Origin of the sequence: Ferrigenium sp. UT5, assembly GCF_045866295.1 — a bacterium.
In the GTDB taxonomy this organism is placed as follows: Bacteria; Pseudomonadota; Gammaproteobacteria; order Burkholderiales; family Gallionellaceae; genus Sideroxyarcus.
In genome coordinates this window covers 1-23,987 of sequence record NZ_BAAFRY010000010.1, presented here as the reverse complement: position 1 = coordinate 23,987, position 23,987 = coordinate 1, and the positions used below count along the sequence as shown (strand labels likewise).

23 protein-coding genes and 1 rRNA gene are annotated in these 23,987 nt (G+C 58.6%); 11 read left to right on the top strand and 13 right to left on the bottom strand.

What is annotated here, in order from left to right; translation table 11 throughout:
- The first annotated feature begins 17 nt into the window (after positions 1–17).
- The 3 genes from ACKTSJ_RS05290 (at position 18) to ACKTSJ_RS05280 (ending at position 1,635) form a co-directional block, all read left to right on the top strand.
- A complete protein-coding gene (locus tag ACKTSJ_RS05290) occupies positions 18–293 on the top strand; it encodes a segregation and condensation protein A (protein ID WP_407898100.1) in 276 nt (91 codons plus the stop codon).
- A 106-nt stretch (positions 294–399) separates the two neighbouring features.
- Positions 400–1,452, top strand: coding sequence for an RNA methyltransferase (locus tag ACKTSJ_RS05285; RefSeq protein WP_407898208.1), 1,053 nt, complete (start codon positions 400–402; stop codon positions 1,450–1,452).
- A 45-nt stretch (positions 1,453–1,497) separates the two neighbouring features.
- On the top strand, positions 1,498–1,635 hold the full coding sequence (locus tag ACKTSJ_RS05280; protein WP_407898098.1) for a hypothetical protein: 138 nt from the start codon (positions 1,498–1,500) through the stop codon (positions 1,633–1,635).
- 104 nt (positions 1,636–1,739) lie between these two features.
- On the opposite strand, the gene clpB is transcribed toward ACKTSJ_RS05280, so the two are convergent.
- On the bottom strand, positions 1,740–4,325 hold the full coding sequence (gene clpB / locus ACKTSJ_RS05275) for an ATP-dependent chaperone ClpB (protein ID WP_407898096.1): 2,586 nt from the start codon (positions 4,323–4,325) through the stop codon (positions 1,740–1,742).
- Between the two features lie 154 nt (positions 4,326–4,479).
- Between clpB and ACKTSJ_RS05270 the strand changes: the two genes are divergently transcribed.
- From ACKTSJ_RS05270 to ACKTSJ_RS05240, 7 genes are all read left to right on the top strand, one after another.
- Positions 4,480–4,935, top strand: a complete 456-nt coding sequence (locus tag ACKTSJ_RS05270; RefSeq protein ID WP_407898094.1) for a peroxiredoxin — start codon at positions 4,480–4,482, stop codon at positions 4,933–4,935.
- Between the two features lie 9 nt (positions 4,936–4,944).
- Positions 4,945–6,351, top strand: a complete 1,407-nt coding sequence (locus tag ACKTSJ_RS05265) for a PhoH family protein (RefSeq protein ID WP_407898093.1) — start codon at positions 4,945–4,947, stop codon at positions 6,349–6,351.
- Positions 6,348–6,743, top strand: coding sequence for a peptide-methionine (R)-S-oxide reductase MsrB (gene msrB / locus ACKTSJ_RS05260; RefSeq protein ID WP_407898091.1), 396 nt, complete (start codon positions 6,348–6,350; stop codon positions 6,741–6,743). The genes ACKTSJ_RS05265 and msrB overlap by 4 nt, the downstream gene beginning before the upstream one ends.
- A gap of 2 nt (positions 6,744–6,745) precedes the next feature.
- Positions 6,746–7,288: a septation protein A gene (locus ACKTSJ_RS05255; RefSeq protein WP_407898089.1), complete on the top strand. Its 543-nt coding sequence runs from the start codon at positions 6,746–6,748 to the stop codon at positions 7,286–7,288.
- A 1-nt stretch (position 7,289) separates the two neighbouring features.
- Positions 7,290–7,592: a YciI family protein gene (locus tag ACKTSJ_RS05250; RefSeq protein WP_407898087.1), complete on the top strand. Its 303-nt coding sequence runs from the start codon at positions 7,290–7,292 to the stop codon at positions 7,590–7,592.
- 101 nt (positions 7,593–7,693) lie between these two features.
- Positions 7,694–9,472, top strand: a complete 1,779-nt coding sequence (locus ACKTSJ_RS05245) for a GspE/PulE family protein (protein WP_407898085.1) — start codon at positions 7,694–7,696, stop codon at positions 9,470–9,472.
- Positions 9,473–9,496: 24 nt separating this feature from the next.
- The gene (locus ACKTSJ_RS05240) at positions 9,497–10,402 is read left to right on the top strand and encodes a D-hexose-6-phosphate mutarotase (RefSeq protein WP_407898083.1); all 906 of its coding nucleotides are present in this window, start codon (positions 9,497–9,499) and stop codon (positions 10,400–10,402) included.
- A gap of 79 nt (positions 10,403–10,481) precedes the next feature.
- On the opposite strand, the gene efp is transcribed toward ACKTSJ_RS05240, so the two are convergent.
- The 7 genes from efp to recQ all read right to left on the bottom strand — a co-directional run bounded on the left by efp (position 10,482) and on the right by recQ (position 17,617).
- A complete protein-coding gene (gene efp, locus ACKTSJ_RS05235; protein ID WP_407898081.1) occupies positions 10,482–11,048 on the bottom strand; it encodes an elongation factor P in 567 nt (188 codons plus the stop codon).
- Positions 11,049–11,088: 40 nt separating this feature from the next.
- Positions 11,089–12,303: an elongation factor P maturation arginine rhamnosyltransferase EarP gene (gene earP / locus ACKTSJ_RS05230; protein ID WP_407898080.1), complete on the bottom strand. Its 1,215-nt coding sequence runs from the start codon at positions 12,301–12,303 to the stop codon at positions 11,089–11,091.
- A 2-nt stretch (positions 12,304–12,305) separates the two neighbouring features.
- Entirely contained in the window at positions 12,306–13,151 is an 846-nt protein-coding gene (locus tag ACKTSJ_RS05225; protein WP_407898078.1) for a 23S rRNA (adenine(2030)-N(6))-methyltransferase RlmJ, read from the bottom strand.
- Between the two features lie 87 nt (positions 13,152–13,238).
- Positions 13,239–13,886 (bottom strand): hypothetical protein, encoded by a 648-nt coding sequence (locus tag ACKTSJ_RS05220; protein ID WP_407898077.1) that lies wholly within the window; start codon positions 13,884–13,886, stop codon positions 13,239–13,241.
- 271 nt (positions 13,887–14,157) lie between these two features.
- Positions 14,158–14,883: a hypothetical protein gene (locus tag ACKTSJ_RS05215; RefSeq protein WP_407898075.1), complete on the bottom strand. Its 726-nt coding sequence runs from the start codon at positions 14,881–14,883 to the stop codon at positions 14,158–14,160.
- A 103-nt stretch (positions 14,884–14,986) separates the two neighbouring features.
- Positions 14,987–15,691 (bottom strand): YebC/PmpR family DNA-binding transcriptional regulator, encoded by a 705-nt coding sequence (locus tag ACKTSJ_RS05210; protein WP_407898073.1) that lies wholly within the window; start codon positions 15,689–15,691, stop codon positions 14,987–14,989.
- Positions 15,692–15,778: 87 nt separating this feature from the next.
- Complete coding sequence (gene recQ / locus ACKTSJ_RS05205) at positions 15,779–17,617, bottom strand: DNA helicase RecQ (RefSeq protein ID WP_407898071.1); 1,839 nt, start codon at positions 17,615–17,617, stop codon at positions 15,779–15,781.
- A gap of 127 nt (positions 17,618–17,744) precedes the next feature.
- Between recQ and ACKTSJ_RS05200 the strand changes: the two genes are divergently transcribed.
- Positions 17,745–19,376 carry an alpha-D-glucose phosphate-specific phosphoglucomutase gene (locus ACKTSJ_RS05200; protein ID WP_407898069.1) on the top strand — a complete coding sequence of 544 codons (1,632 nt, stop codon included), beginning with the start codon at positions 17,745–17,747 and terminating at the stop codon, positions 19,374–19,376.
- On the opposite strand, the gene ftsB is transcribed toward ACKTSJ_RS05200, so the two are convergent.
- The 5 genes from ftsB to rrf all read right to left on the bottom strand — a co-directional run bounded on the left by ftsB (position 19,369) and on the right by rrf (position 23,807).
- The gene (gene ftsB / locus ACKTSJ_RS05195) at positions 19,369–19,689 is read right to left on the bottom strand and encodes a cell division protein FtsB (RefSeq protein WP_407898067.1); all 321 of its coding nucleotides are present in this window, start codon (positions 19,687–19,689) and stop codon (positions 19,369–19,371) included. The genes ACKTSJ_RS05200 and ftsB overlap by 8 nt on opposite strands.
- Positions 19,690–19,716: 27 nt before the next feature.
- The gene (eno, locus tag ACKTSJ_RS05190; protein ID WP_407898065.1) at positions 19,717–21,000 is read right to left on the bottom strand and encodes a phosphopyruvate hydratase; all 1,284 of its coding nucleotides are present in this window, start codon (positions 20,998–21,000) and stop codon (positions 19,717–19,719) included.
- A 14-nt stretch (positions 21,001–21,014) separates the two neighbouring features.
- On the bottom strand, positions 21,015–21,866 hold the full coding sequence (gene kdsA / locus ACKTSJ_RS05185; protein ID WP_407898063.1) for a 3-deoxy-8-phosphooctulonate synthase: 852 nt from the start codon (positions 21,864–21,866) through the stop codon (positions 21,015–21,017).
- Positions 21,863–23,509 (bottom strand): CTP synthase, encoded by a 1,647-nt coding sequence (locus tag ACKTSJ_RS05180; protein ID WP_407898061.1) that lies wholly within the window; start codon positions 23,507–23,509, stop codon positions 21,863–21,865. Before ACKTSJ_RS05180 ends, kdsA begins: the two co-directional genes overlap by 4 nt.
- Positions 23,510–23,694: 185 nt before the next feature.
- Positions 23,695–23,807, bottom strand: a 5S ribosomal RNA gene (gene rrf / locus ACKTSJ_RS05175).
- Positions 23,808–23,987: the final 180 nt, after the last annotated feature.

The window sequence follows — 23,987 nt, the reverse complement described above, 5'->3', positions numbered from 1 at the left end:
TAACCCGGACATTTGCCATGGACACCACAGAATTGAACAAGGAACAGCGCATCCTGCGCCAGATGCGCAAGACGTTGGGCAATGTCGTCAAGGACGCCACCCCGCTCGGTGGACGTCCCAATCCGCTGTCGAATGCCACCATCCAGGATATCCGGGATTGTTTTGCCTTGATCTCGGAGCGGGAAAAAGAATTGGCCGAGGTGCTCGGCTTTGACCCGGCAAAACCCTATTACAATGACGGAGAACAACCCAATACCCAAGTCATCAGCTTCGCCAAACCGACCAAACAGTAATTCGTGACGGCAGCAAAGGGACGCTCCGCTTTATTCCGAATGAATATACTGCGGGCGGCTCCCTGGACTTTCCTCCCAATTGTTTATGTTTGATTCTCTCACCCCGCTGCGCCTCTCCCATCTCCGCCAACAGCTGCACGATCTCGGCGCCAAGCCCTGCCATGCAGACCGTCTGCTGCGCGGCTGGAGCCAGGTGCGCCCGTATGACGTCAAGGGCAGCCCGGCCGCGACCTTCTTCCCCGCCGCGATGCGCGATGCGTTGCCCGCCATTGAGTCGGAACTGGAAAGGCTGGCGCGGCTACACGGCGAATATCGCGCCGATGATGAAGTCGCCCGGCTGCTGGTAGAACTCGGCGACGGCCAGATGGTGGAAAGCGTGCTGCTGCCGCGCGGCGGCCTGTGCATCTCGACCCAGGTGGGCTGCGCCGTGGGTTGTGTATTCTGCATGAGCGGACACGCCGGCCTGCTGCGCCAGCTCGGCAGCGCGGAGATCGTGGCGCAGGTGGTGCTTGCACGCAAACGCCGCACCGTGCGCAAGGTGGTGTTCATGGGCATGGGCGAACCGGCCCACAATCTGGACAACGTGCTTGAAGCGATTGAATTACTGGGCACGCACGGCAATATCGGGCACAAGAATCTGGTGCTTTCCACGGTTGGCGACCTGCGCGTATTTGCCCGTCTGCCGCTGGAAAAAGTGAAACCCGCACTTGCGCTTTCGCTGCACACCACGGATATCGCACTCCGCGCGCAGTTGCTGCCGCAGGCGCCGCAGATTGGCGTCGAAGAACTGGTGGAGCGATGCGAAGCCTATGCCCGCGCCAGCGGCTATCCGGTGCAATATCAATGGACGTTGATCGAGGGCGTGAACGACAACGATGCCGAGCTTGCGCGTATCGCAGAACTGCTCTCCGGAAAATACGCCATCCTGAATTTCATTCCCTTCAATCCGGCGGCCGATCTTCCCTATCGCAGCCCCTCCGCCGCGCGCATCGCCCGCATGGTGGGAACACTGCATCAACACGGCATCCTCGCCCGCGTGCGCGATTCGGCAGGACAGGAGATCGAGGGCGCATGCGGGCAATTGCGCGCCCGCGCGGTTTCCCTCCCCGTGCGCAATCCGCCCAAACAATGTCCTGACAATACAGTGCGGTCGGCGTAGCATGAAATTGCAGTTCTTCCCTTAATCACGATAAGGAGTTTGATCATGCCCAAGTCACACAACGTCCACAAAGACAGCAAAAAGAAACCGATGATGACGCTGAAAGAAAAACGAATGGCCAAACACGAAAAGAAACACAGTCACGAGGCGCAGCCGTTGATCACGCCCGGCATGGCACATTGAGTCTCCAGTAGCGCGAATGTTCTTTCGAGCGTTGCAATGAAGAGAGCCCGGCCAGCCGGGCTCTCTTCATTTCCGCTTCCCCGCGCCGTCGGATCTGTCGCGGCTTATGCCTTGCCGAACTTCATGACACCGCCCTTGCAGTCCACCTTGATGGTGTCTTTCGCCGCGAACTGTCCTTCCAGGATGGCCTTCGCCAGCGGGTTTTCCAGTTGCGCCTGGATCGCCCGTTTCAACGGACGCGCGCCATAGACCGGATCAAAGCCCGCGTTGGCGATCTCGGACAGCGCGGCTTCCGTGATCTCCAGTTTCATCTCCATCGCGGCGAGGCGTTTTTCCAGATACTGCAACTGGATGCGCGCGATGGACTTGATGTTCTTCTCGTCCAGCGCGTGGAACACCACCACCTCGTCGATACGGTTGATGAATTCTGGGCGGAAATAGCTCTTCACCTCGCCCATCACGGCCAGCTTCACCACCTGGTAATCGTCGCCGCTCATCTGCTGGATCATCTGCGAACCCAGATTTGACGTCATCACGATCACGGTGTTCTTGAAGTCCACGGTGCGGCCCTGGCCGTCGGTCATGCGTCCGTCGTCCAGCGCTTGCAGCAGCACATTGAACACATCCGGGTGCGCTTTCTCCACTTCGTCCAGCAGGATGACGCTGTAAGGTTTGCGGCGCACTGCCTCTGTAAGCCCGCCGCCTTCTTCATAGCCGACATAGCCGGGCGGTGCGCCGATCAGGCGCGCGACCGAATGCTTCTCCATGTACTCGCTCATGTCGATGCGGATGAGATGGTCTTCCGAATCGAACATGAAACCCGCCAGTGCTTTGCACAGCTCGGTCTTGCCCACACCAGTGGGGCCCAGGAACAGGAACGAACCATAGGGACGGTTCGGATCGGACAGACCTGAACGCGAACGGCGGATGGCGTCGGACACCAAGCGCACGGCCTCGTCCTGCCCCACCACGCGCTCGTGCAGTTTCTCTTCCATCTTGAGCAGCTTGTCGCGCTCGCCCGTCATCATCTTGCTCACGGGGATGCCGGTGGCACGGCTCACCACTTCGGCGATCTCCTCCGCGCCGACTTGGGTGCGCAGCAGTTTGTTCTTGCTTGCACCCCCTTCGGCTTCGCGCTGTGCGGCTTGTTTCATCGTCGCTTCGAGCTGCGGCAACTTGCCATATTGCAGCTCGGCCACTTTCTCCAATTTTCCTTCGCGTTGCAGACGCACGATCTCGGCGCGCATCGCCTCGATTTCTTCCTTCACTGTGGCAGCACCATGGGCCGCGCCCTTCTCCGCTTTCCACACTTCTTCGAGGTCGGCATATTCGCGTTCGAGTTTCTTGATCTCGACTTCAATCAACTCGAAACGCTTCTTCGATGCTTCGTCTTTTTCTTTCTTCACCGCTTCGCGCTCGATCTTCAACTGGATCAAACGGCGTTCGAGCTTGTCCATCACCTCGGGCTTGGAGTCGATTTCCATCTTCATGCGCGAGGCGGCCTCGTCGATGAGGTCGATGGCCTTGTCCGGCAGAAAGCGGTCGGTGATGTAGCGGTGCGAAAGCTCCGCCGCCGCGACGATGGCGGGATCGGTGATCTCGACGCCGTGGTGCACTTCATACTTTTCCTTCAAGCCGCGCAGGATGGCGATGGTGGATTCCACGCTAGGCTCATCCACCAGCACTTTCTGGAAACGGCGTTCCAGCGCGGCATCTTTCTCGATGTACTTGCGGTATTCGTCCAGCGTGGTCGCGCCCACGCAGTGCAGTTCGCCGCGTGCCAGTGCCGGCTTGAGCATATTGCCCGCATCCATCGCGCCATCCGCCTTGCCTGCGCCCACCATGGTGTGCAGTTCGTCGATGAACACGATGTTGTTGCCTTCGTCCTGCGCCAGCTCTTTCAGCACGGCTTTCAGACGCTCCTCGAATTCACCGCGATACTTTGCACCCGCGATCAGTGCGGCCATATCCAGCGACAACACTTTTTTGCCTCTGAGTGAGTCGGGTACTTCGCCGTTGATGATGCGTTGCGCCAGCCCTTCGACGATGGCGGTCTTGCCCACGCCGGGTTCGCCGATGAGCACGGGGTTGTTCTTGGTGCGGCGTTGCAGCACCTGGATGGCACGACGAATCTCGTCGTCACGGCCGATGACCGGATCGAGCTTGCCGGAACGCGCGCGCTCGGTCAGATCGACACAGTATTTCTTCAGCGACTCGCGCTGGCCCTCCGCCTCTTGCGAACCCACCGACTCGCCACCGCGCACGGCAGCAATCGCCGTTTCCAGCGGCGCACGCACCACGCCGTGCTGCTTGAGCAAGCGACCGCATTCGCCTTTGTCGCTGGTCAGTGCCAACAGGAACATCTCTGAAGCGATGAACTGGTCACCGCGCTTCTGCGCTTCTTTGTCGGTGAGGTTAAGCAAGTTTGTGAGGTCGCGCCCCACCTGCACTTCACCGCCATGCCCTTCCACTTTGGGCAAGCGGGATACGGCATCGGTCAGCGCGGTCTTCAGCGCATTGGTGTTGCCGCCCGCACGTGCCAGCAACGAGCCTGCGCCGCTGTCGGCATCGTTGAGCAAAGCCAGCAGCAGGTGCTGCGGCTCGATGAATTGGTTGTCACTGCCCACGGCCAGACTTTGGGCATCGGACAGGGCTTGCTGCAGCTTGGTGGTGAACTTGTCGAAACGCATGATGACTCCTTGACGGAATTGTTTAACTGCGTTGGAAATGGGGACACACGGCGCATTTTCAAGCCTGGCTTCCCCTAAAATTAACCGGACAAAAGGCTTGCTTGCCTTTGCCCCGTTTTTTGACAACAATGCCGACCATTCACCGGAGCCTTTAATGCCAAACCAAGCAGTCGCCGATTTCACCCTGCCCGCCACCGGCGGCGTCGAGTTCACGCTCTACCCCATTCGCAGCAAATCCCTGGTGATCTACTTCTATCCCAAGGACAACACCCCGGGCTGTACCACAGAAGCCCAGCAGTTCCGCGACCTGTATGCGGAATTCCGGCAGGCCGGCAGCGACATCGTCGGCATCTCACGCGACAGCATCAAGTCGCATGAGGGCTTCAAAGCCAAATTCACCCTGCCGTTCTCCCTGCTGTCCGATGCCGACGAAACAGTGTGCAATCTGTTCGGCGTGATGAAGCAGAAAATGATGTACGGCAAGCAGGTGCGCGGCATCGAGCGCAGCACGTTCGTGCTTGACAAAAAGGGGATCATTCGCAAGGAATGGCGCGGCCTCAAGGCGGACGGCCACGCTGAAGAAGTACTCGCCTTTGTTCAAACGCTCTAAAGGGAAAACATGAACGCACGCAAAGCAACACCGGACACCAAACTGTTCGTGCTGGACACCAATGTGCTGATGCATGACCCGACCAGCCTGTTCCGTTTCGAGGAACACGATGTCTATCTGCCGATGTTCGTGCTGGAAGAGCTGGATAACAACAAGAAAGGCATGACGGAAGTGGCGCGCAATGCGCGCCAGGCCAGCCGTTTCCTCGACAATCTGGTCAGCGAATCAGAAGACAGCATCCATGCGGGCGTCCCGCTGAATGCGCTGGGCAATAAGAACGCGACAGGCCGGCTGTTCCTGCAGACCGAGTTCATCACCCACGACTTGCCGCAAAATCTCGCCAACGGCAAGGCGGACAACGCCATTCTCGCGGTGGTCGCGCATCTGCACAAACAACAGGCAAAACGTCAGGTCACGCTGGTCAGCAAAGACATCAACATGCGCATCAAGGCGCGTGCGATCGGCCTGTCGGCACAGGACTACTTCAATGACAAGGTGCTGGAAGACACCGATCTGCTGTATGCCGGCGTGCGCGAACTGCCCGCCGATTTCTGGGAATCGCACGGCAAGGACATGAAGTCCGGCAGCCAGGGTAGCCAGACCTTCTACACGATCAAGGGACCGCTGTGCAAAGAGCTTCTGGTGAACGAATTCGTTTACCAGGACGATGCGGAAAAACCTTTCTATGCAGTGGTTGCAGCCCAAACGGACGACACCGCCACCCTCCTCACCGTCACCGACTATGCCCATGGCAAGAACGCGATCTGGGGCATCACCGCACGCAACCGCGAGCAGAACTTCGTGCTCAACCTGCTGATGAATCCGGAGATCGATTTCGTCACCCTGCTGGGACAGGCGGGTACCGGCAAGACGCTGCTGACCCTGGCCGCCGGCCTGATGCAGGTGCTGGAACATAAAATCTATTCCGAAATCATCATGACCCGCGTCACCGTCTCGGTGGGCGAGGACATCGGTTTCCTGCCCGGCACCGAGGAGGAGAAAATGTCGCCGTGGATGGGCGCGCTGGACGACAATCTGGACGTACTCAACCAGTCGGCGGACGAAGGCGGCGAATGGGGGCGTGCCGCGACGCGCGACCTGATCCGTTCGCGCATCAAGATCAAGTCGCTCAACTTCATGCGCGGCCGCACCTTTCTCAACAAGTTCCTCATCATCGACGAGGCGCAGAACCTGACGCCGAAGCAGATGAAGACCCTGATCACGCGCGCCGGTCCCGGCACCAAGGTGGTGTGCATGGGCAACATCGCGCAGATCGACACACCCTACCTGACCGAGGGCAGCTCCGGCCTGACCTACGTGGTGGACCGCTTCAAGGGCTGGGCGCACAGTGGCCATGTCACCCTGCAACGCGGCGAACGCTCGCGTCTGGCCGACCATGCGGGTGAAGTGCTGTGAACGACCCGCTGGACAAAACCGATGCCGAATGGCGCGATGAGCTGACGCCGGAACAGTACGAGATCTGCCGCAAGTGCGGCACCGAGCCGGCCTTCACCGGCGAATACTGGGATTGCCATGAGGTCGGCCTCTATCGCTGCATCTGCTGCGGTACTCCGCTGTTCGATTCCGAGACCAAATACGAGTCCGGCACCGGTTGGCCGAGTTTCTGGCAACCGCTGGACGAAGAGGCCGTGGCCTACCGTGACGAGGACCCGCTCGGTCTGGATCGGATCGAGGTCTGTTGCGCCAATTGTGGCGCCCATCTTGGCCACGTATTCGAAGACGGTCCGGAGCCGACCGGGTTGCGCTTCTGCATCAATTCGACTTCGCTCGCGCTGGACCGGAAATAAACATGAAACTGCTGTTCGACCTCTTCCCCGTCATTCTCTTTTTCATCGTCTTCAAGCTCGCAGGCGTCTTCGCCGCCACGGCCACGGCCATCGTGGCCACCATCGTCCAGGTCGGCTGGGTAAAATACCGCCATGGCAAGGTCGATACCATGCTGTGGGTGAGCCTGGGCATCATCACCGTGTTCGGTGGCGCGACACTGCTGCTGCACGACGAGATGTTCATCAAGTGGAAGCCGACCATCCTCTACTGGTTCTTCGCCGCGGCGTTGCTGTTTGCCGCCATCGTGCTTAAGAAGAATCTGATGCGCTCGCTGTTGCAAGAGAAAATGACGCTGCCCGATTTCGTGTGGCGCCGCTTGAACCTGTCCTGGAGTGCATTCTTTGCCCTGCTCGGCATCCTCAACCTGTATGTCGCCTATAACTTCAGCACCGATTCTTGGGTGAACTTCAAACTGTTCGGCGCCACCGGCATCATGCTGCTGTTCATCCTCGCGCAGGCGGCACTGCTGGCGAAATACGTCGAAGAAGATAAAAGGGAATCCTGACATGTTGTATGCCATCTTCGGACAAGACGTGATCGACAGCCTGCAAAAACGCCGGACCTCACGCCCGGCCCATCTGGCGCGGCTCGATGTCCTCCAGGATGAAGGACGTCTGGTGTTGGCCGGCCCCTTCCCCGCCGTGGATGCCTCCGACCCCGGCCTGGCCGGTTTCAGCGGCAGCCTGATCGTCGCCGAGTTCGAATCGCTGGCCGCCGCCGAAGCGTGGGCCGCCGCCGATCCGTACGTCAGCGCGGGCGTGTACGCGCAAGTCGCTGTGCGCCCGTTCAAACAGGTTTTTCCGCGCTGAACTCGACCTGTCTTCCTGCCGGGCAAGACTGCTGCCGGGGATTCCTGATAAGATGCGCCTCATCTTGATACAGCGTCCTGCCGTCACCCGAGAAGCCCAATATGGCCACCTCTAAAACCGCAGATCACAAACTTAAACTGGCCGAGTTGCTCGGCCTGCTGGTTGCCGACGGCATGGTCACGCAAGTCGATGCCGAAGCGCTCATCGCCGAACGCCGCCTGCATCGTGATGATACGCACCCGCTGGTGCTCATCTCCGATCAGGGCTGGAAATCGCAAATCCCGCCCCATCGAAAACTGACGCTGGACCAGCTGACCGAATGGATGGCAAATAAATTTGAGCTGGAATATTTTCATATCGATCCGCTCAAGATTGATTTTTCCAATCTGACCGAACTGATGTCGATTGATTATGCCAACCGGTTTGCCATCATGCCGATTCGCATTGAAGACAACGATCTGGTGGTCGCCACCGCAGAACCCTTCCTGCGCGGATGGGAAAGCACACTGCAACATACTTCGCGCAAAAATATCCGTCGCGTCATCTCTTCCCCGACCGACATCAACCGTTATCTGGTCGAATTCTACAATTTGGCGCGCTCGGTGAAGAGCGCGACCCAAATCGTCCCCAACGCCTCCAACCTCGCCTCGTTCGAACAACTGGTCGAACTGGGCAAAACCAACAAACAGTTCGATGCCAACGACCAGCATATCGTGCATATCGTGGATTGGCTGTGGCAATACGCCTTTAGCCAGCGCACATCGGATATCCATATCGAACCCAGGCGCGAGATCGGCATTGTGCGTTTCCGCATTGACGGCATCCTGCATCAAGTGCATCAACTGCCCATGTCGGTGGTCACCGCGATGACCAGCCGCATCAAATTGCTGGGGCGGATGGACTTGATGGAGAAGCGTCGCCCTCAAGACGGGCGGGTCAAGACGCGCACCGAAGACGGGCAGGAAATCGAGCTGCGACTTTCCACCCTGCCCACCGCCTTCGGTGAAAAACTGGTGATGCGCATCTTTGATCCGGAAGTGCTGGTGCGTGATTTTTCGGAACTGGGTTTTTCCGATGATGACCGGGTGCGCTGGACTCAAATGACTGCCCAGCCGAACGGCATCATCCTGGTTACCGGACCCACCGGTTCCGGCAAGACTACCACCCTGTACTCGACGCTGAAACAACTGGCAACGCCGGAAGTCAATGTGTGCACACTGGAAGATCCGATTGAAATGGTGGAGCCCGCGTTCAACCAGATGCAGGTGCAGCAAGGCATCGATCTGGGCTTCGCCGAGGGAGTGCGCGCCCTGATGCGGCAGGATCCGGACATCATCATGGTGGGTGAGATACGCGATCTGGAAACGGCGGAAATGGCGATTCAAGCCGCGCTGACCGGCCATCTGGTGCTCTCTACCCTGCACACCAACGACGCGCCTTCAGCCATCACCCGTCTGCTTGATCTGGGGGTTCCTTACTATCTGATCAATGCCACTTTGCTCGGCATCATGGCACAGCGTCTGGTCCGCACGTTATGCCCGCATTGCAAACAACCGCAGCCGCTCCAGGGCGGCGACGATGCGCTGTGGGATCATCTGGTCGCGCCGTGGAAAGCTGCACGCCCGAAGGAGTTGCAACACCCGCAAGGGTGCCTAGAATGCCGAATGACCGGCTATTCGGGACGAATCGGCATCTATGAAATCCTGCTGATGTCGCCGGAATTGCGCAAGCTGGTCAATCCTGAAACCAGTATCGCCACACTGCGCGAACAAGCCAGCCGGGAAGGTATGAAACCGCTGCGCATCTCGGGGGCACAGAAAATCGCTGCCGGTCTGACCACGCTCGAAGAAGTGCTCAGAACCGCACCACCTGCAGAGTAAAATGAAGCTTCAATGGAGGATAAAATGCCTGACCTGAACCTGCTTAACCAGCGCTTTGCCATCGAAAACCATGTGCAACTGCGCGAGATCGCCGACGGCGTCATCATCGCCGAGGTCGCCAACCAGCACGCGCTGTCCAACATCGCGCTGCAAGGCGCGCACATCGCCACTTTCCAGCCGCGCGGCGAAGAGCCGGTGATCTGGCTTTCGCCCAACGCAAAATTTGCTCCGGGCAAATCCATCCGCGGCGGGGTGCCGATCTGCTGGCCATGGTTTGGCCCGCACAAAACTGACAGCAAACTTCCCGGCCACGGTTTTGCCCGCACCGTTCCATGGGAACTGCAGGAAACCCGGGCACTGGAGGATGGCGCGACTTTTCTCCGGTTCGGCCTGCTCCAGAACGACCGCACACGCGCGCAATGGCCCTATGCCTGCTCCGCCCAGCTTGAAGTCACCGTGGACAAATCACTGCGCGTGGAACTGGTCACCACCAACACCGGCCAGGAAGCCTTCGAACTGGGCGAGGCGCTGCACACCTATTTCCAGATCAGCGATGTCGCCAACATGACCCTCCGCGGTCTTGAAGGGTGCGAATATATGGACAAGGTCGGCAATGCCCGCCGCTACAACCAGCCGGGCAGCATCGTGATCAACAGTGAAGTGGATCGGGTGTACGTGAACACCGATTCGGATTGCCTCATCGAAGACACTGGGTTGAAACGTACCATCCGCATCCACAAAGAAGGCAGCCGTTCCACCGTGGTGTGGAATCCGTGGACGGAGAAAGCGGAAAAGATGGGCGACTTTGGGCCCAAGCTGCATCGCGACATGGTGTGCGTGGAAAGCGGCAACGCGCTGGAGAACGTCGTCACCGTGGCGCCGGGTGAAACGCACCGGCTGGTGGCGGTGTACAGCGTGGAAAAACTGTAAGCGACAGACATCCCGACGCGCCAAAAACAAAAGAGCCGCTGTGTAGCGGCTCTTTTCATTGCTTGAACGAATCCGGATTTTAGTTCGCGCGCTTCCTGAATTCGTTGCTGCGGGTATCGATCTCGATCTTGTCGCCGATATCGATGAATGCCGCCACCGGCAATTCAAACCCGGAGCCCTTCAGGCGGGCCGGCTTCATCACCTTGCCGGAAGTGTCGCCGCGCACGGCAGGTTCGGTGTACTCGATTTCGCGCACGATGGTATTGGGCAGCTCGACCGAGATCGCCTTGCCTTCGTAGAAAGTCACCTCGCACTTGTCTTCCATGCCGTCCATGAGGTAGTTCACCACGTCGCCGAGGTTTTCCTTTTCCACTTCGTACTGGTTGTATTCCTCATCCATGAATACGTACATCGGATCGGCATAGTAGGAATAGGTGCAATCCTTTTTGTCGAGGATGATCTGGTCGAACTTGTCGTCCGCGGAATAGACCGCCTCGCTGGGCGTATCCGTCAGCAGGTTCTTGAATTTGAACTTGACCACCGAACCGTTGCGACCGGAGCGGGTGTATTCACATTTTTGCACCACCAGCGGCTGGTCCTTGACCATCACCACATTGCCGGCGCGCAGTTCTTGAGCGATTTTCATAATGATTTTGCCTTAAAGCCTGAATTCGAAGGCGCGCATTCTATGCAACCTCGCGCGAAAAATCCAGCAAATTCAATGCAAGGTTGTTGGCGGCGAGTCGCTGCGCCCAGTGCAGACCGTGGCTGGACAACTCCGCGCGCCGGGCGACGAAGCGCTGCCATGCCGCGCCGATGTCCGCACCGCCGTTCCAGGCCAGCCACAAATCTCGCACCGCAGCCTCGGTTCCCGGCGCCAACCCCCGGGTATAGCGGACCCGCAACGCCTCCAGTTTCGCCAGATGCACGCCGTCATGTTGCGGATAGATCTGCCAGACAAAAGGCTTGCCCGCCCATTGCGCCCGCACACAGGAGTCCTCGCCGCGCACGAAATTGATGTCGCACGCCCACAACAGCAAGTCGTACTGCTCCTGCTCGACGAAAGGCAACACGTGCACGCGCAGATTGCCGCGCGCATAACGTGGGTCGGATTTTAACCCGACAGCGGCTGTCGGACTAAAGTCCAACTCACCTGCCTCCCCGAAATATTGCCGCACTTGCGGCAGCGCGCGGCCCTCCGGCACCAGGCAGGTCAAGGGTTGCGCGCCATGCTCCCAGGCTGCAAGCAACGCCGCCAGCGCCTCGTTCTCGTAGCTGAATAAAGACACGCGCAGCTCGCCTTCGATGCGTTGCGGCACACCCAAGTTGCGCCAAAACTCCCTCTCCCCCCGGGAGAGGGCTGGGGTGCGGGAGTCCTCTTGAATAATTTTGGCTTGGAAGGCATCGCGCCGCGCCAACAGATCGCGCTCCAACAACAATCCCCCCGTCTTTGCGGTGAAACCGGGGAAAAAGAAATACTTCGTCAGCGGCAACGCCGGATGCGGCGAAGGCAAGCGGTGGCAGCCTTCGACCCAATCTTCGGCAGAGAGATATTCCAGATTGATCCAAACGGGCTTGCGTGCACGCGCCGCCATTGCTTCGAGGTACGCCTGCGGCAATTTGCAGGCGAACGCCTCGATGACCAAGTCGGCCACTGCAACCGGCGCCCTACCGGTTGCCCAGTGCAACACTTCGACCCCGCGGCAAATCTGTCGCGCCAATGCCGTATCCGCTTCCGGGCACAGCCTGGCAAAACTCGCCAGATCGTCCACCCACAGCCGCACCGCCACCCCGTGCTCGTGCGCCAGTTGCCGCGCCAGCCGCCAGCTCACCCCGATATCGCCGTAGTTGTCCACCACGGAACAGAAGATGTCGCAGCTGCGCGGAAAACCGGCCTCCATCGCTATGCCGCCTGCTGTTCCAGCACGTACCCCGCCCCGGCATCCTGTCCCAGCAGCGCCACCAGTTTCGGCATCACCTGTTGCAGGGTGGCATGCAAGGTCCATGGCGGGTTGATGACGAACATGCCGCTACCGTGCATGCCGAAGCCGTCCGCGGACGGTGTCTGCACGTGCAGCGCAACATGCAGCCAGGCCTTTACCGGGAGGCGTTTCAATTTTTTCGGCAACCCCTCGGATTCGCTGCGCTGCAATTGCGGATACCACACCGCATAAGTGCCGGTGGCGAACCGTTTTAATCCTTCCTGCACGGCCTCGACCACGCGCTGGTAATCCTGCTTCTCTTCGTAAGGCGGATCGATCAGCACCAGTGCGCGGCGCGGCGGCGGTGGCAGCAGCGCCTTCAGCGCAGCGAAACCGTCGGCCTTCTGCACCAGCACGCGCGGCTCTTGCCCGGAAAAATTCTCCGCCAGAATCTGGTGATCGGTCGGATGCAGCTCGAACAGGCGCATCCGGTCCGGTTCGCGCAGCAGCGCCTGTGCCACCAGTGGCGAGCCGGGATACAGGCGCAGCTTGCCGTCCGGATTGAGCTGCCGCACCGTCGCCACATAGTCTGCCAGCGCGTGTGGCAGACCAGCAGCCTGCCACAGGCGCGCGATACCGCTCTCGAACTCGGCGTTCTTTTCCGCATAACCGCTGTCCAGCGCGTAGCAGCCGGCGCCGGCGTGGGTATCGATGTACCAGAACGGTTTTTCTTTTTGCGCCAGATGCTGCAACAACTGCATCTGCACCCAATGTTTCAGCACATCGGCGTGGTTGCCGGCATGGAAGGCGTGGCGGTAACTCAGCATGGGAACCCCGTCTAAAATTCAGCGTATGCGGCACGCAGGCTTTCTGCCGGCCAGCGCGCGGTCATGCAAAACATCGGTCGCCCCGATTTAATGCGTCCGAGTACAGGTCGTACCCAGCGCCGAATCAATGGCATGCAGTGCCGCATTCAGCACGTCCGGATACGGCAGCCTGGCATCGAGTTCGCAGATTTTTGCACCGTTGTAATTCAGATGCGGCATCACTGAAATTTTGTCCTGCAACTCAGCCATGCTGTGGTCGGGTTTGCGTGCATGCGCCGTTTCAGGATCGATATTGAGACGCAGAACCAAAGCAGGCCTGTACTCGGCCATCTGTGCGTACAACTGTTGTTCGCGCACCACCAGTTTGCGCAGCAGCCAGCCATTGCCCGGATCAGCGACCAGGCCCGGTCCGTCGTAGCGGAAGCCGGGGATCTCAGCCTGGGGATACCGATCTGCGATCACCCGCACGCCACGCCGCGAAAGTTTCACCAAGCGGCGCAATTGCAGTACGCGCCACCATGAGAGCAAATGCATGATCAACGCCGTACCGGTACCGGGCAACGTCTTCCGGATATCCTGCGCGCGCGCCGCCTTGTCGGCCAGATAACGCTCCAGCCAGACGCCGATAAAAGGCAGATATTTAATCTTGTCGCCCATTTCACCCGAAATCAGGCCCATATAACGCCGCTCGACCGCTCCCTGGCGGCGCAGATGAAGCAGAAGGTCAGCAGTCAAGGTCGATTTTCCGGTGCCGTCGCACCCAACCACGGCCACAACGCCAGCAAGGCAAGAAGAATCACCCGCACGGGGAACAGGATTCAGCATAAAAAACTCAATTGAGGTAGGTCAAGGAAATCCAAAACTGACCGGGGTCGAGAAGATACCACACCACCAACCCGGCTAAAAATTATACGAGACGCACAGGATGCAATCCTGCGTGAAAAAAGACCTGAATCCGCCGAACATACCGGACAACCCGTTTGCGCGAAAAACCTGCCGGCTTGCATCAAGCCGCTGACGCTTTAACCGTATCTCCGATCGCTTTCAAGGCAGTATCCAATACCTGCCCATAAGGATCGCGCCCATCCAGATCGAGAATGCGTGCGCCATTGAAATGCAGGCCGGGGATGACCGTGGTCTTTGCCTCCAACATCGCCAGTTTGTGGTCTGGTTTGCGCGCATGTGCGGTATCCGCATCAATATTGAGCCGGATCACGAGCGCCGGAACGTGGCTTGCCATCCACTGGTAAAGCCGCTGCTCGCGCGCCGCAAGTGTGCGCGCCAGCCAGCTTTGGGTATTGACCGCGCCCAGCCCCGGCCCGTCAAAATAAAATCCGGACACTTCGGCTTGCGGATAGCGATCGGTAATCACCAATACATCACGGCGACACAGCGCCAGCATCCGGCGGAATTTATGCGCGCGCCACAACGAAAGCAGATAGATCACCAAGGTCGTCAACGTGTCCGCGGCTTTTTTTTCTTTACTGTGCGCCCGTGCCGCCTTGCGCATCAGATAGCGTCCGAACGGCGCCCCCAACAGCGGCAGGCTTTTAATCCTGTCACCGATCGCCCCCGAGGATTGACCAAGATAAAACAGCTCGACCGCCCCCATAGGCCGCAAACGGGAGATCAAATCGGTCGTCAAGGTTGACTTGCCGGAGCCGTCACACCCCACAACAGCGATGACATGCGCGAGCGGCCGGCGGGGTAATGCTGGAGAGGAGGAATTCAATCGATGTAACCCAAATTTTGATATGAGCGGGAGCCTACGATAATTTTCAGCCGCGATGCAAGAAGGGTGTGATGACGCGATTCAAGGTTTTGCACTTTGACTGTTACCCCGCCAACCCCACATAAACGTTCTGCACATCATCATCCGCATCCATGGCTTCCAGAAACGCTTCCACTTCTTCGCGTTCGGCGTCGCTGGCAAGCGTGACCGGATTCTTCGGCCGATAGCCCAGTTGTGCAGAGACGACGGTGAAGCCTTGTGCAGGAAGAGCTTTGCACACGGCATCCAGATCGCTGGTGTCGGTGATGAACAAGGTGGCGCCGTCTTCGGAAGGTTCCAGGTCTTGCGCACCGGCTTCGATGGCGGCCACTTCCGCGTCGGCCTCTTTTGCGGTCGGGGTCGCTTCGATCATGCCGACGTAGCTGAAGTCCCACGAGACGGAACCTTCGGCACCGAGTTGTCCTTTGCGGAACAGCACGTTCATGCTGGAGCGGGTGCGGTTGGTGTTGTCCGACAGGCATTCTACGATGATGGGGACGCGGTGCGGTGCAAAGCCTTCGTACACCAGGCGTTCCAGTTGTGCGCCGTCATCGAGCAGGCCGGCACCTTTCTTGATGGCGCGATCCAGCGTTTCCTTGGGCATGGAAGCTTTTTTGGCCTGTTCGACCACGAGGCGCAGGCGGGAGTTGCTGGACGGGTCTGCGCCACCGCGCGCTGCGACCATGATTTCCTTGGCGAGCTTGCCAAATATTTTACCTTTCGCGTTCGCCGCGAGTTCCTTGTGTTTCGATTTCCACTGTGCGCCCATGTCTGTTCTCTTTAAGCTTGGTTATTACGAATTCGTCAGGTCGCGCATCTTGCCCTATCTATCGACGCGCTTCAATGTTTGCGGCTGTCATCTGCCGTTCGCAGCGTCCTCCACTACCTGCAAAAAGGCCTCGCCATACTTTGCCCGCTTGGCCTGGCCAATCCCGCCGATCTCCCCCATCGCATCCAGCGTCTGCGGTTTGCGGTGCAGAATTTCCAGCAGGGTGCTGTCATGAAAAATGACGTAAGGCGGCACGCCCTGCTCGCGGGCCAGTTCCATGCGTTTGGCCTTGAGTGCCTGCCACAGCGGGTCTTCGTTGGCACCCGCGAATGCTTCGCGCAGCCGCGAGCCGCGCTCTGCCTTGCTGCCGGTGCGCCTGGCGGGTGCGGCATCGCGGCGCAGCCAGACTTCCTGTTCGCCGCGCAGAACCGGGCGCGCGGCTTCGGTGAGCTTTAGCCCGCCATAACCTTCGATGTCCACATTGATGAATCCGGCGGCAACGAGCTGGCGATAGACGCTGCTCCATTGCTGCTGCGCCAGTTCCTTGCCGATGCCGAAAACCGAAAGTTGGTGGTGGTTGAATTGTTCGACCTTGGGCGTGGTTTTCCCCAGCAGCACGTCGATGAGGTGCACGACCCCGAAGCGCTGTCCGGTGCGATAAACGCAGGACAGCGCCATCCGCGCGGCCTCGGTGGCATTCCAGGTATCCACCGGCGACAGACAGTTGTCGCACTGGCCGCAAGTGCCCGGATGTTCTTCGCCAAAGTAGTGCAGGAGGGTCTGGTGGCGACAGGCGTTGGATTCGCAAAAGCCGAGCAAGGCATCCAGCTTTTGCAACTCGACGCGCTTGCGCTCCTCGGGCGCATCACCTGACAGCAGCATCTGGCGCATGGAAACGACATCGCCCAGACCGTAGGCCATCCAGGCATCTGCGGGCAGTCCGTCGCGCCCTGCCCGCCCGGTTTCCTGGTAGTAGCCTTCCATGCTCTTGGGCAGGTCTAGATGGGCGACGAAGCGCACGTTGGGCTTGTCGATGCCCATGCCGAACGCGACCGTGGCGACCATGATCACGCCTTCCTCGCGCAGGAAGCGTTTCTGGTTTGCGTTGCGCGTGGCTGCGTCCAGCCCGGCGTGATACGGCAAGGCATCCCATCCCTGCTGTTGCAGCCAGGCGGCGGTCTCCTCCACTTTCTTGCGCGACAGGCAATACACGATGCCTGCATCGTCGGGATGCTCGGCTTCGAGAAAGGCCTGCAATTGTTTGCGCGCGTTGTCCTTGAGGGTTACGCGATAGCGGATGTTGGGACGGTCAAAGCTGGAAACGAATTGCTGCGCGCTTTCGAGCTTCAGGCGCTCGATAATCTCGCGCCGCGTCGGCGCATCGGCCGTGGCGGTGAGCGCGATGCGCGGCACTTGGGGAAATCGCTCGTGCAATACGGTCAGCGCGCGGTATTCCGGGCGGAAATCGTGGCCCCATTGCGAGACGCAGTGCGCCTCGTCGATGGCGAACAGGGCAATTTTATTTTCCTGTTGCAAACGCTCCACAAGGTTGAGGAACCCTTCCGTCATCAGCCGTTCCGGCGCGACGTACAGCAGTTTCAATTCGCCGCACATCAGTTGCCGCGAAACCTCGCGTGCTTCTTCAGCTTCCAGGCTGGAATTAAGAAAGGCGGCAGCAACCCCGAGTTGTTTGAGCGCGTCCACCTGATCCTGCATCAGGGCGATCAGCGGCGAAACCACGATGCCGACGCCCGCCCGCACCAATGCGGGTATCTGGTAGCACAGCGACTTGCCGCCACCGGTGGGCATCAGCACCAGTGCATCGCCGCCGGAAACCAGATGCCCAATGACGGCCTGCTGCTCGCCGCGAAAAGTGGCGTAACCGAAAATGTCGTGCAGAATCTGCTGCGGGGTACCCGGTGTCATCGTAAGTCAATCAAGCTGCCAGAAGCCGCGAAGCTTACCGTACCCGGACCGGGCTTGGGGCATTCGTGCGCTCACGGTGGTATGATCAAAAAATTAAAAATAATTCAATTGCCCAGAGGAGAAATTTATGCCAATCCGTACTGTCGCCTCCCAACCCTTTCCCGATCAGAAACCCGGCACTTCCGGTTTGCGCAAGAAGGTCAAGGTGTTCCAGAAACCGCACTATCTGGAAAATTTCGTACAGAGCATTTTCGACACGATCGCCGCACCCCAAGGAGCGACCCTGGTGGTGGGCGGCGATGGACGGTTCTACAACCGCACGGCGATCCAGACCATTCTGAAAATGGCGGCCGCCAACGGATTTGGCAAGGTACTGGTCGGCCAGGGCGGAATTCTCTCCACGCCCGCAGCTTCCAACATCATCCGCAAATACCAGACTTATGGCGGCATCATCCTGTCGGCCAGTCACAACCCAGGCGGCCCTGACGGCGACTTCGGCATCAAGTACAACGGCAACAACGGCGGCCCGGCAACCGAGACCGTCACCGAAGCCATCTTCGCCAGAAGCAAGGTCCTTGCGGAATACCGCATCCTCGATGCCGCCGATGTACCGCTGGATAGCACGGGCTCGACCAGGCTCGGCGCACTGCAGGTGGAAGTGATCGATGCGGTCGCCGACTACGCCGGGCTGATGGAATCCCTGTTCGACTTCGGTGCCATTCGCTCCCTGCTGCAAGGCGGCTTCCGCATCCAGTTCGACGCGATGCACGCGGTGACAGGACCCTACGCCCGGGAGATTTTCGTTAACCGCCTCGGCGCGCCCGCCGCCAGCGTGATGAATGCAGTCCCGCTGGAAGACTTCGGCAATGGCCACCCCGACCCCAATCTGACTTACGCGCACGATCTGGTGGAAATCATGTTTGGGCAGAATGCGCCGGATTTCGGTGCCGCCTCGGATGGCGATGGCGACCGCAACATGATTCTCGGTCAGCGTTTCTTTGTAACGCCCTCCGACAGCCTGGCCGTCATCGCCGCGAATGCCACCTTGGCGCCCGGCTATCGCAAAGGTCTGGCGGGAATCGCCCGCTCGATGCCGACCAGCGCGGCGGCGGATCGCGTCGCCCGGGCGCTGAACATTCCCTGCTTCGAAACCCCGACCGGGTGGAAATTTTTCGGCAACCTGATGGATGCGGGCAAAGTCACCCTGTGCGGCGAGGAAAGTTTTGGCACCGGCTCCGACCATGTGCGGGAAAAGGATGGGCTGTGGGCCGTGCTGTTCTGGCTCAACATTCTTGCCGCACGCAAACAGCCGGTGGAAACCATCGTGCGCGAACATTGGGCGCAATATGGCCGCAACTTCTATTCGCGCTACGACTACGAAGCGATCCCGAGCGATGCCGCCAACGGGGTCATGCAGCATTTGCGCGGCAATTTCGCCGCACTGACCGGAAAATCGTTTGGCCATTACACGGTGCAGACCTGCGATGATTTTAGCTACACCGATCCGGTGGACGGCAGTGTCAGCACAAACCAGGGCATCCGCATTCTGTTCAGCGATGGCTCGCGCATCATTTTCCGTCTTTCCGGCACAGGCACGGAAGGGGCGACGTTGCGCGTGTATCTGGAAGCCTTCGAGGCAGATGTCGCGCGTCATCATCTGGATGCGCAAGAAGCGTTGCAGAGCCTGATTCAGATCGCCTTGAACATCTCCGAGCTGCAAACGCGCACCGGGCGCGAGCAGCCGACGGTCATTACTTGAGCGTGCTTGCGGTCGGCGGTGCTGCAACCGATGAAGTTGCGGCACCCTCGATGATCTGAACAAATATCTCGCCTTGTTTGACCATCCCGAGTTCGCTGCGCGCGCGCTCCTCGATGGCATCGGTCCCGCGTTTCAGATCGCGTACTTCTGCATCGAGGGCGGCGTTGCGCTGCTGCGCCTGGTCGTTGATGGTTTTTTGCGTTTCGAGTTTTTGATTGACATCCCACACCTTCAACCAGCTGCCCTTGCCGAACCATAGCGGGTACTGCAACAAAATGACAAGGGCGAGCAGGAAATAGGTGACGGCACGCACGGAACGCCCCCTCGAAACCAACCCGGTTTAGCTTAACTGGTAGAAAGCCTCGCGACCGGGATAGGATGCGCTGTCGCCGAGATCTTCCTCGATGCGCAGCAGTTGGTTGTATTTCGCCAAACGATCAGAGCGCGACAACGATCCGGACTTGATCTGCATCACGTTGGTCGCCACGGCCAGATCGGCGATGGTGGAATCCTCGGTTTCGCCGGAACGGTGCGAAATCACGGCGGTATATCCGGCGCGTTTTGCCATTTCAATGGCAGCAAAGGTCTCGGTCAACGTGCCAATCTGGTTCACCTTGATCAGGATGGAGTTGGCGATGCCCTGCTTGATCCCTTCCCGCAAAATCCTGGTGTTGGTCACGAAGACGTCGTCGCCGACCAGTTGAATCTGCTTGCCCAGGCGCTCGGTCAACATTTTCCAGCCCGGCCAATCCAGCTCGCTCATCCCGTCCTCGATCGAAATGATGGGATACTTGTCCACCCAGGTCGCATACAAATCGACCATCTGCTGCGAGGTCAGCTTCATTCCATCCGCTTTCAGGTGATACAGGCCATCCTGATAGAATTCAGATGCCGCCGGATCCATGGCGATCGCCACATCCGTGCCGGGCACATATCCCGCCGCTTCAATCGCTTCGACGATGACTTTCAGCGCCGCCTCGTTCGAGCCCAGCGCCGGTGCAAAACCGCCTTCATCGCCGACCGTCGTCGGCAACCCGCGTTTGTGCAACACCGCCTTGAGCGAATGGAACACTTCGGCTGCACAGCGGAGCGCTTCGCGGAAGCTGGATGCGCCGACCGGCACAATCATGAATTCCTGCATGTCAGCCCCGCCGGTCGCATGTGCGCCACCATTGATGACGTTCATCATCGGCACCGGCATTTCCATGCGCGCCGCGCCGCCGAGGTAGCGATACAGCGGCAGCCCGGATTCTTCCGCCGCGGCTTTTGCTGCTGCGATGGATACGGCCAGAATGGCGTTGGCGCCGAGGCGACTTTTGGTTGCCGTGCCGTCCAGATCAATCATGGTTTGATCAATGAACGCCTGCTCGGAAACATCCAGACCGATGATCGCTTCGGCGATTTCGGTATTCACATTCTCAACGGCCTTCAGCACGCCCTTGCCCAGATAGCGCTGCTTATCACCATCCCGCAGTTCAACGGCTTCCTTGGTTCCGGTCGAAGCGCCGGATGGCACGGCCGCACGGCCCATCACGCCGGATTCCAAAAGCACATCAGCCTCAACCGTGGGGTTACCACGGGAATCCAGAATCTCACGCGCTACAACATCAACGATTGCACTCATTCTTATTCCTTCTCTCACACATTTCTCAAGTTAAATTTCTCTTCGATAAAACCTTGCTGCTTGACCAAGGCGTCCAGCGCTTTGAGCGTTTGCAACAATTCTTGCAGATGTCCCAACGGAAATGCGTTGGGCCCATCAGACAATGCTTTAGCGGGATCCGGATGGGTCTCCATGAACACGCCCGCCACGCCTGCGGCAACCGCGGCACGCGCCAGCACCGGCACGAATTCGCGCTGCCCGCCGCTCGCCGTACCCTGCCCGCCCGGAAGTTGTACTGAATGGGTGGCATCAAAAACCACCGGACAACCAGTTTCGCGCATCACGGCCAGCGAACGCATGTCCGACACCAGGTTGTTATAACCAAACAATGCGCCACGCTCGCACACCATGATGGTGTCACCGCCGCTCACTTCACGCGCCTTGTCCACCACGTTCTTCATGTCCCACGGCGACAGGAACTGGCCTTTCTTGATGTTCACCGGCTTGCCGGATTTCGCCACCGCATGGATGAAGTCAGTTTGCCGACACAGAAAAGCGGGGGTTTGCAACACATCGACTACAGCCGCCACCGGCCCGATCTCATCCTCATCGTGCACATCGGTCAACACGGGAACACCGATCTGTTTCTTTACCTTGTCCAGAATCTCCAATCCGGCTTCCATGCCAAAACCGCGGAAGGTCTTGCCAGAGCTGCGATTCGCCTTGTCGTAGGAAGATTTGTAGATGAAGGGAATGCCCAGCTTCTGGCAAATCTCCTTCAATTGCCCGGCCGTATCCAGCGCCATCTGCTCGGACTCAATCACGCAGGGGCCGGCGATCAGGAATAGCGGCTTGTGGAGACCCACATCAAAGTTGCACAGTTTCATGCGGCTTCCTTGCGCTTGACTGCCGCTTGCACATACGCCTTGAATAGGGGGTGGCCGACACGCGGGGTCGAGGTGAATTCAGGGTGGAACTGCACGCCCACGAACCAGGGATGCATGCTTTGCGGCAATTCCATCATCTCCGGCAAATCCTCCGACGGGGTGCGTGCTGAAATAATCAAGCCGGATTTTTCCAGGGCGGGAACGTAATGGTTGTTCACTTCGTAGCGATGGCGGTGACGCTCGTTCACTTCGTCGCCATAAATACGTTGCGCCATGGTATTGGGCTTGACCGGACAGCGTTGCGAACCAAGTCGCATGGTACCGCCCAGGTCGGAATCGGCGCTACGCATGGCGACTTTTCCATCGCGGTCCAGCCATTCCGTAATCAGCGCCACCACCGGATGTTCGGTTTCAAGATTGAACTCGGTACTGTTTGCATCTGTCATCCCTGCCACGTGGCGGGCATATTCAATCACGGCGAGTTGCATGCCGAGGCAAATGCCAAGATACGGTATCTTGTTTTCTCGGGCATATTGAATCGCGGCAATTTTGCCTTCCGTACCGCGCACGCCGAATCCACCCGGCACCAGGATCGCATCAAGGTTTATTAAACCTGCAGTGCCTTCGACCTCGATGACTTCTGAATCCAGATATTCGATGTTGACGCGGGTGGATGTATGGATACCCGCATGCCGCAAGGCTTCAATCAAAGACTTGTACGATTCGGTCAGATCAACATATTTGCCGACCATGCCGATCGTGATTTCATGTTGCTGATTCTCCTGTGCCTTGATCAAGTTTTGCCACACCGACAAATCTGCGGGCGGCGCATTCAAGGCAAGCTCTTCGCAAATAATGCGGTCCAAACCCTGCTCATGCAGCATCTGCGGCACTTTGTAGATGCTATCCACGTCCCACATTGAAATAACGCTGTCTTCTCGCACATTGGCGAAGAGCGAAATCTTGGCGCGTTCGTCGTCCGGTATGCGGCGATCCGCACGGCACAACAAGGCTGTCGGGAAAATACCAATCTCGCGCAGCTTCTGCACGCTGTGCTGCGTTGGTTTAGTTTTCAGTTCGCCTGCAGTTGCAATGTAGGGAACCAGCGTCAGGTGGATATAGGCGACCTCATGTCGCCCCATGCGCAATCCCATCTGTCGCGCCGCCTCAAGGAATGGCAGCGACTCAATATCGCCAACCGTACCGCCGATTTCGACGATGGCAACATCCGCCTTGCCATCAAGCGAGGCAGCTGCACCGCGCTCCACGAAGTTCTGAATCTCGTTGGTGATATGCGGAATCACCTGCACGGTCTTCCCCAGATATTCGCCGCGCCGCTCCTTGCGAATCACGCTTTCGTAGATTTGTCCGGTGGTAAAATTGTTGGCCTTGCGCATCTTGGCCGAGATGAAACGTTCGTAATGCCCCAAGTCCAGATCGGTCTCGGCACCATCTTCCGTGACAAACACCTCGCCATGCTGGAACGGGCTCATCGTTCCAGGATCGACGTTGATGTAGGGGTCCAGCTTGAGCATCGTGACCTTGAGACCACGCGACTCGAGGATGGCCGCAAGGGAAGCGGCGGCGATACCTTTTCCCAAAGAAGAAACAACGCCGCCGGTAATAAATATGTACTTGGTCATGGAGTGCAATTGTATCGTAAATCGTTCAAGCTCTCAAAAGAAGAAGGGACAGCAACGCAGTGTATTCGGCAATACAGGAATTCACTGTGTCCATTGTTTGTCCAGTGTTTAAAATCATCTGCCAAAATATTCCGGCCAATAAAAAACCCCCGAGTTTTCACTTGGGGGTTTTTTATTGGTAAGGAGTCTGACGATGACCTACTTTCACATGCGGATGCACACTATCATTGGCGCGAAGTCGTTTCACTGTCCTGTTCGAGATGGGAAGGAGTGGGGCCAACTTGCTATGGTCGTCAGACATAACTGTCGTTGTTTGCTTTGGCTCGTTGAGCTTTGGGCAATCAACATAATCTTGGAAGAAGTAAAGGGTGTTTTGATTGTTGCGAGGCGATTCAATTACTTGCAACTTTACCTAAGGTTATAGGATCAAGCCGCACGGGCAATTAGTATCGGTTAGCTTAACGCATTACTGCGCTTC